Here is an 8067-nt window from a genome sequence, read left to right as displayed (position 1 = left end):
CCGCGAAGAGGCCGGCCCTGACTTCCAGAATCTATGGAATGATCGCAATCGAATAATTCGTTTGCCGACACCACCCAAGTCGCGTTTGGATATCAACAAACTCGAACAAGGTCCGCGCGCTCATGAATCTGGAAAGTATCAGCCAATCGATTGCCATAGTTCACCCCATTACACTTTCCCATGGGCGTAATGCAGAAGTCTGGGATACCGACGGTAAACGCTACATCGACTTTGTCGGCGGTATTGGTGTGCTTAACCTGGGCCACTGCAACCCGGCGGTGGTCGAGGCGATCCAGACCCAGGCCACGCGCCTGACCCACTACGCCTTCAACGCCGCACCGCATGGCCCCTACCTTGAACTGATGGAGCAATTGCGCGCGTTCGTGCCGGTCAGTTACCCGCTGGCCGGCATGCTCACCAACAGCGGCGCGGAAGCTGCGGAAAACGCCCTGAAAGTGGCCCGTGGCGCCACCGGCAAACGCGCCATCATCGCCTTTGACGGCGCCTTCCACGGCCGCACCCTGGCCACCCTCAACCTCAATGGCAAGGTCGCTCCGTACAAGCAACGGGTCGGCGATTTGCCAGGGCCGGTCTATCACCTGCCCTACCCCAGCGCCGACACCGGGGTTACCTGCGAGCAGGCGCTAAAAGCCCTGGAGCGGCTGTTCAGTGTCGAGCTGGCCGTCGAAGACGTGGCTGCGTTCATTCTCGAACCGGTGCAGGGCGAAGGCGGTTTCCTGGCGCTTGATCCGGCCTTCGCCCAAGCCCTACGGCGCTTGTGCGACGAGCATGGGATCTTGATCATCATCGATGAAATCCAATCGGGCTTTGGCCGCACCGGGCAGCGCTTTGCTTTCCCACGCCTGGGCATCGAGCCGGATTTGCTGCTGCTGGCCAAGAGCATCGCTGGCGGCATGCCGTTGGGTGCGGTGGTCGGGCGCAAGGCGCTGATGGGCGCGCTGCCAAAGGGCGGGCTGGGCGGCACCTATTCAGGTAACCCGATTGCCTGCGCGGCGGCCCTGGCCAGCCTTGCGCAGATGAGCGATGAGAACCTGGCGACCTGGGGCGAGCGTCAGGAGCAAGCCATCGTCAGCCGCTATCAACGCTGGAAGTCATCTGGATTGAGCGTTTCGCTCGGCCGCCTGACCGGCGTTGGCGCCATGCGCGGCATCGAACTGGTCAATGCCGATGGCAGCCCGGCGCCTGCGCAGCTGGCCAAGCTGCTGGAAGCGGCGCGGGCCAAAGGGTTGCTGTTGATGCCCAGTGGCAAGGCGCGGCACATCATTCGCCTGCTGGCACCGCTGACCATCGAGCCGGCAGTGCTCGAAGAAGGCCTGGATATCCTCGAGCAGTGCCTGGCGCAGCTGGACTGAGGCTTACAGGCCCAGCTCTTCAGGGGTGAGCATGTCGGATTCGAAGGCGATCCAGCCGCCTTCGAGTTCGGCGTGACCGTTGACGATCGGGCCGTAATAGACGAGGCCGTTTTCCAGGGTGACGCAGATGTGGGTAGCCGGCTTTTCCGGGGCCGCCAGGGCGCCGACGAAATGCACCTTCTTCAGGGTTTCGGTCACAGCCTCAAGGCCAACACGGATGTTGGCATTTTCCGACGCCTCGACGTCGCCTCCGCGGTCTTCGGTGCTGACGGTCACGGTGGCGATATACGGGTACTTGCTCAATCGGGTTGCCTCATCGATAGGGATCGGCGTGCTCCACGCCGGGGGCGCATAGGGTACGGCAGCTGTCACCTGTTGTCTCTAGCCCCCTATCGCGGGGCAAGCCCGCTCCCACGACAAACGTTTGAGCCTCCTACGTCACACATTTGATCCTCGTGAATGCCTGAGCCTCGACCAGTGGCGGGCTGGCTACTCATCAGAGGTGGGATACGCAAGCACCGTGGGAGCGGGCTTGCCCCGCGATGAGGGCGGCACTGACGACATCGATCGCCAGACCAAGCGCATGGCCTGCAAAGCGCCGATCTGTTAGGGTGCCCGCCGATGCACGCCACACCACACGAGGACACCGAGTGAGCGCCGAAGAACCCCTGATCGCCGACCTGTTCGAGGTCGACAAACGCCTGACCCTCAAGCCCGTAGTGGACTTCAACAGCTACCTGCGCACTGCCTTTGCCGATGGCCCCTGCCGCTGCCACCGCTGCGTCGAAGGCAATGGCGACGAAAGCAGCTACAGCCATCAACACAGCTTCGAGTTCGACGGCCGCCAAGCCCACCGCCGCTTTGCCAACACTGCGGGCAGTGACGTGCTGCAAGTACTTAAAAAGGCCTGGTTGTCGTACACCAAGACCGATATGAAGCTGACCGGCGAGCTCGACCTTAACTGCGTCAAGGGCTTCACCGATGCCGCCCTGCACCCACGCCTGGTGGTTTTGCTCGCCGCTAGCGGTCTGGCACGTGAAGTCGACGGCATCTGGCAGTTGCAAGCGCAAGCTGACTGAGACCGCTCCTCGCTTGATCGGGTCAAGGGGCAACAGGCCGTCAACGGTCTGCTACCTTGGGAGTACCCCTCCCCGCGCATTCACCCACAGGTGACTGACCATGGCCCGCACTACGCCCATTGAGCTGTACCGCAATATCGGCATCGTCGCCCACGTCGATGCCGGCAAGACCACCACCACCGAACGCATCCTGTTCTACACCGGGGTCAACCACAAGATGGGCGAGGTGCACGATGGCGCCGCGACCATGGACTGGATGGCCCAGGAACAGGAGCGCGGCATCACCATCACCTCAGCGGCCACCACCGCCTTCTGGCAGGGCTCGACCAAGCAGTTCGCCAACAAATACCGCTTCAACATCATCGATACCCCCGGTCACGTCGACTTCACCATCGAGGTGGAGCGCTCGTTGCGCGTGCTCGATGGCGCGGTGGTGGTGTTCAGTGGCGCCGACGGGGTCGAGCCGCAGTCCGAGACCGTCTGGCGCCAGGCCAACAAGTACCATGTGCCACGCCTGGCCTACATCAACAAGATGGACCGCCAGGGCGCCGACTTCCTGCGCGTGGTCAAACAGATCGACCAGCGCCTGGGCCACCATCCGGTGCCGATCCAACTGGCGATTGGCAGCGAGGAAAACTTCATCGGCCAGATCGACCTGGTGAAGATGAAAGCCATCTACTGGAACGACGCCGACAACGGCGCCAGCTATCGCGAGGAGGAAATCCCCGCAGAGCTCAAGGCGCTGGCCGACGAATGGCGTGCGCACATGATCGAAGCCGCCGCCGAGGCCAACGACGAGTTAATGGAGCTGTACCTCAATGGCGAAGAGCTGAGCACCGAGCAGATCAAGGCCGGCCTGCGCCAGCGCACCCTCGCTAACCAGATCGTGCCGGCAGTGCTCGGCTCCTCGTTCAAGAACAAAGGCGTGCCGCTGATGCTCGACGCGGTGATCGACTACCTGCCCGCGCCTAGCGAAATTCCGGCGATCAACGGCACCGACCCCGACGACGAAGACAAGCATCTGAAACGTCACGCCGACGACAACGAGCCGTTCTCGGCGCTGGCCTTCAAGATCGCCACCGACCCCTTCGTCGGCACCCTCACCTTCGCCCGGGTGTATTCCGGGGTGCTCAGCTCCGGCAACGCCGTGCTCAATTCGGTCAAGGGCAAGAAGGAACGCATCGGCCGCATGGTGCAGATGCATGCCAACCAGCGTGCCGAGATCAAGGACGTTTGCGCTGGCGATATCGCCGCGCTGATCGGCATGAAAGATGTCACCACCGGCGACACCCTGTGCGACATCAACAAACCGATCATTCTCGAACGAATGGACTTCCCCGATCCGGTGATTTCGGTGGCGGTGGAGCCAAAGACCAAGGCCGACCAGGAGAAAATGGGCATCGCCCTGAGCAAGCTGGCCCAGGAAGATCCTTCATTCCGGGTCAAGACCGACGAAGAAACCGCGCAGACCATCATCTCCGGCATGGGTGAGCTGCACCTGGACATCATTGTCGACCGCATGCGCCGCGAGTTCGGCGTCGAGGCCAACATTGGCAAGCCACAGGTGGCCTACCGCGAGAAAATTCGCAACACCTGCGAGATCGAAGGCAAGTTCGTCCGCCAGTCCGGTGGTCGTGGCCAGTATGGCCATTGCTGGATTCGCTTCGCCCCAGGAGAAGAAGGCAAGGAAGGCTTGCAGTTCATCAACGAGGTGGTCGGCGGGGTGATTCCACGCGAGTACATACCGGCGATCCAGAAAGGCATCGAGGAGCAGATGCAAAACGGCGTGCTCGCCGGCTATCCGCTGATCAACCTCAAGGCCGCAGTGTTCGACGGCTCGTACCATGATGTCGACTCCAACGAAATGGCCTTCAAGATCGCCGCCTCGATGGCCACCAAGCAGCTTTCCAGCAAAGGCGGCGCGGTGCTGCTGGAGCCGGTGATGAAGGTTGAGGTGGTCACGCCTGAGGAGTACCAGGGCGACATCATTGGCGACCTCAGCCGCCGTCGCGGGATGATTCAGGAAGGCGAGGAAACCCCGGCCGGCAAGGTCATCCGCGCCGAAGTGCCGCTGGGTGAAATGTTTGGTTATTCGACGCAGATGCGCTCGATGACCCAGGGGCGGGCCAGCTATACCATGGAGTTCACCAAGTATGGCGAGGCGCCGGCGAACATCGCCGAGGCGATCGTGAAAAAGAACCGCGGGGAATCCTGAACCCATCGCGGTGCAAGCCCGCCCCCACGCACTACCTGTGGCTGCGTGGGAGCGGGCTTGCCCCGCGATGCATCAGTGCTGCTCCCCCGCGCGCTTCAACAGCTTCTTGCAGCGCTCCGACAGATGCACCACCCGCAGGTGCTTGCCCGCCTTGGCATAGCGCTCGCGCAAGGTCTGCAACGCCGCCACCGCCGAGTAGTCGACAAAACTCAGGTGCTTGCAATCGAGCGTCACGCTGGGCGGATCGCCCGCCGGGTCGAACTGATTGAGAAACGGCGTGGTCGAGGCAAAGAACAACGTGCCATGCACCTGGTAACGCTTGCCGCCCTCACCATCGTCATGGCTGTCGGCATACAGCTCACGGGCATGCTGCCAGGCAAAGTTGACCGCCGCGATGACGATCCCGAACAGCACCGCTGTAGCCAGATCGGTGAACACCGTGACTACGGTGACCGCGATGATCGCCAGTACATCGCTAACCGGCACCTTGTGCAGCACGCGCAAAGAGGCCCAGGCGAAGGTCTGCTGGGCCACCACGAACATCACCCCGACCAGCGCCGCCAGCGGGATGCGCTCGATCAGCGGCGACAGGAACAGTACGAACAGCAGGATCATGCCCCCGGCGACCACCCCGCTCAACCGACCACGGCCGTTGGAGCTGAGGTTGATCACGGTCTGGCCGATCATCGCGCAGCCGCCCATGCCACCGCACATCCCCGAAACCATGTTGGCCGCACCCAGCGCCACGCACTCACGGTCGGGAAAGCCGCGGCTTTCGGTGATCTCATCGGTCAGGTTGAGGGTCAGCAGGGTCTCCAGCAGGCCGACCATGGCCATCAGCAGCGCGTAAGGAGCAATGATCTTCAGGGTTTCCAGGGTCCATGGCACGTCCGGCCAGGCCAGCTGGGGCAGGCCGCCCGCGATATGGGCCATATCGCCCAGGGTGCGGGTCGGTAGATCGAGCAGGTACACCAGCAGCCCCACCCCGAGGATCGCCACCAACGCCGGCGGCACGGCGCGGGTCAGCCGCGGCAAGACGTAGACCACCAGCATGGTCAGCGCCACCAGACCGATCATCAGGTACAGCGGCGAGCCACTGAGCCACTGCTCGCCGCTCTTGAAATGCTCAAGTTGGGCCAAGGCGATGACAATCGCCAGGCCATTGACGAAGCCCAGCATCACCGGATACGGCACCAGGCGCACCAACTTGCCCAAGCGTAGCGCGCCGAACAGGATCATCAGTACCCCACCCAGCAGTACCGTGGCCAGCAGGTACTGGGCGCCGTGCTGCACCACCAGGGCGACGATCACCACCGCCATGGAGCCGGCAGCGCCGGAAATCATCCCGGGACGACCGCCGAACAATGCCGTCAAGGTACAAATGATGAAGGCGCCGTACAGGCCCATCAGCGGGTTGAGATGGGCGACCAGGGCGAAGGCGATGCATTCCGGGACCAGGGCGAAAGAGGTGGTCAGGCCGGCGAGGATGTCGGCGCGAAATCGGGCGGGTTTCATGAAGTTCCTGCGAAGATGTCTGTGGCTGACCCTATCGCGGGGCTAGCCCGCTCCCACGATTTCAAGCGACAGCGTGGGAGCGGGCTTGCCCCGCGATAGGGCCAGCGATGTTACGGAATTTGTCCTACAGCGGCCACCATTGCGCGACTCAGCGCACCCGCTGCAGGCTCTGCACCGCCAAATCCAAGGCGCGCTGCATGTCCAGCCGCGCCGATCGGCCCAAGTCTGGGTGATTGAGCTGGCCATTGCGCTCCGACGGCAGAATCGGCGCAGTCAGGTCCTCGGCGTCCATGGCCTCGAAGTCTTGCTCCAGGCCCAGGGTCAGCGCGCTGCGCCGCAGCAGCATGCGCACTTGCTCGGGGGTCAAGCTGGGGTTGATCGACAGCATCGCCGCCACCGTGGCGGTCACCAGCGGCGTGGCATAGGAGGTACCGCAATGCGCCTCACTGGCCTGCGCCGAGCGGATACAGGCGGCGGCGCTGACATCCACGCGCATATCGATGTTGGAGCTTTGCCGCTTGCGCACATGCTGCGGATCGGTCACTGGCACGCCCTTGTCACTGCGCTGATGACCACCGACCACCAGCAACTGGTCGGTGACGAACGACGACGGCAGGCGGTACTCGTCAGTGCCCGACCAAGACGCGCCATTGCCCGCCGAGTTGACCACGATCACCTCGGGATGGGCCTTGCGCAGCCACAGGAAGAACTCCTCGAGCAACTCTTCATAGCCGCTCATGGCAAGCCCGGAGCGCACCAGCGAATCGACCTCATCACCCTGCACGTTCTTCGCCCCGACCCGGTGGATACCCCAGCTCCAGTTCAGCACCCGTACGCCATCCTCGACCAAGTTGACCGAAGCGGCGATGTTGGCGGTGATCCCAGCGTCGGAGTTACGCTCGACGATGACCTCGAAGCCTGGGCTGGCCTTGCCAAGGCCAGTCAGAAAGCCACCTTCGGCGCCCTGCCCGGCCAGGATTCCAGCAACATGGCTGCCGTGGCTTTCAACCTTGTCGCCGTCGCGGGCGTAAACGCAGGTTTGCCCCTGTGGGCAAGGCCCACGATAGCCAGTAAAGGCTGGAGCATCGAAGTCGACCTCACGCTCGATCACGCCAATGCGTACCGGCTTGACCGGTATTGCCGAGGCCTGGATCCGCCGCTGGTAGAAATACAGCGCGTCCATGAAGCGGTTGGCGGCCCACTCGTCTGCCTGGTTGATCGCCTGCCGGGACGGCCCTGTGCCTTCTTCGCCACGCTCCGGGGCTGACTCTTCGATGATCAGCGCATCGACACTGGCCTCGCTGCCCATGCGCAGGATCATCGCGTCACGCTGGATCAAGTCATGCACAGGTAGGCGCAACTGATAGACGTTGAGTGGCGCGATGGCGCCGACCACCTTGGCGCCGTACTTGTCGGCGATGCGTTGGGCTTCCTGCAAGCCCGGGTGTTTTTCCTCGATCAGCAGGCTGACCAAGTCCAGGTAGGTGGTCAGGCCATCCATGTTCTTTGCCACCTCATCAGCAGTGGCGGCCACTACATGGCTGCGCTGGCGGCTAAGCCAGACGGGGTTGCTCTTGTCACCGGCGGATTCCAGCCATAGCGGTGCGCTGGGCTGGTGTGCGCCGGTGAGGGTAAATGTCAGGTTATCGCCCTGGCGCTGTACATCGGCTTGAGGGAGGCGCTGACCGGCCAGCCAGACGGTAGGAGGTTGTGCGCCCAGGCCCTGGGCATGGAGACACCATTGTTGCCGGTCTTCGCTGAGCAGATCGGCGCAGCGCTGCAGCGACTTGATGCGCAACGGGTCCTGGGCCGCGAAGGCGGCGTGGGTGAGCAGGCAGAACAGCAAGATTGAATAGCGCTTCATAATGAGGACCCTGTTGCCACA

Annotated in this window: 6 protein-coding genes; 3 read left to right on the top strand and 3 right to left on the bottom strand. The window is 63.0% G+C overall.

Translation table 11 applies throughout. The annotated features are described in order from the left end of the window. Window positions 1–122 precede the first annotated feature (122 nt). The gene (locus tag ACF8K2_RS23070; protein ID WP_312156436.1) at window positions 123–1373 is read left to right on the top strand and encodes an aspartate aminotransferase family protein; all 1251 of its coding nucleotides are present in this window, start codon (window positions 123–125) and stop codon (window positions 1371–1373) included. Window positions 1374–1376: 3 nt separating this feature from the next. Here the strand turns inward: ACF8K2_RS23070 and ACF8K2_RS23065 are convergent, their stop codons facing one another. Further along, on the bottom strand, window positions 1377–1676 hold the full coding sequence (locus tag ACF8K2_RS23065; RefSeq protein ID WP_186557184.1) for a hypothetical protein: 300 nt from the start codon (window positions 1674–1676) through the stop codon (window positions 1377–1379). 347 nt (window positions 1677–2023) lie between these two features. On the opposite strand from ACF8K2_RS23065, the gene ACF8K2_RS23060 reads away from it, so the two are divergent. Continuing rightward, window positions 2024–2452, top strand: a complete 429-nt coding sequence (locus tag ACF8K2_RS23060) for a hypothetical protein (RefSeq protein WP_368972009.1) — start codon at window positions 2024–2026, stop codon at window positions 2450–2452. Between the two features lie 100 nt (window positions 2453–2552). Further along, window positions 2553–4667, top strand: a complete 2115-nt coding sequence (fusA, locus tag ACF8K2_RS23055) for an elongation factor G (RefSeq protein ID WP_392467824.1) — start codon at window positions 2553–2555, stop codon at window positions 4665–4667. Between the two features lie 72 nt (window positions 4668–4739). On the opposite strand, the gene ACF8K2_RS23050 is transcribed toward fusA, so the two are convergent. After that, on the bottom strand, window positions 4740–6182 hold the full coding sequence (locus ACF8K2_RS23050; RefSeq protein ID WP_186557146.1) for a SulP family inorganic anion transporter: 1443 nt from the start codon (window positions 6180–6182) through the stop codon (window positions 4740–4742). Window positions 6183–6330: 148 nt separating this feature from the next. Beyond that, window positions 6331–8046, bottom strand: coding sequence for a S8 family serine peptidase (locus tag ACF8K2_RS23045; protein ID WP_392467821.1), 1716 nt, complete (start codon window positions 8044–8046; stop codon window positions 6331–6333). Between the last annotated feature and the right edge of the window lie 21 nt (window positions 8047–8067).

The organism is Pseudomonas sp. xss_2, from assembly GCF_043104195.1.
GTDB classification, from domain to species: Bacteria; Pseudomonadota; Gammaproteobacteria; order Pseudomonadales; family Pseudomonadaceae; genus Aquipseudomonas; species Aquipseudomonas urmiensis.
Note: the sequence above shows the minus strand (reverse complement) of the source record. Positions and strands in the feature narration are given on the sequence as shown.

What these genes read in the sequence shown, in the direction of transcription:
- ACF8K2_RS23070 (WP_312156436.1), top strand. Translation starts at nt 123, where the DNA reads ATGAATCTGGAAAGTATCAGCCAATCGATTGCCATAGTTCACCCCATT.
- fusA (WP_392467824.1), top strand. Translation starts at nt 2,553, where the DNA reads ATGGCCCGCACTACGCCCATTGAGCTGTACCGCAATATCGGCATCGTC.
- ACF8K2_RS23050 (WP_186557146.1), bottom strand. Translation starts at nt 6,182, where the DNA reads ATGAAACCCGCCCGATTTCGCGCCGACATCCTCGCCGGCCTGACCACC.
- ACF8K2_RS23045 (WP_392467821.1), bottom strand. Translation starts at nt 8,046, where the DNA reads ATGAAGCGCTATTCAATCTTGCTGTTCTGCCTGCTCACCCACGCCGCC.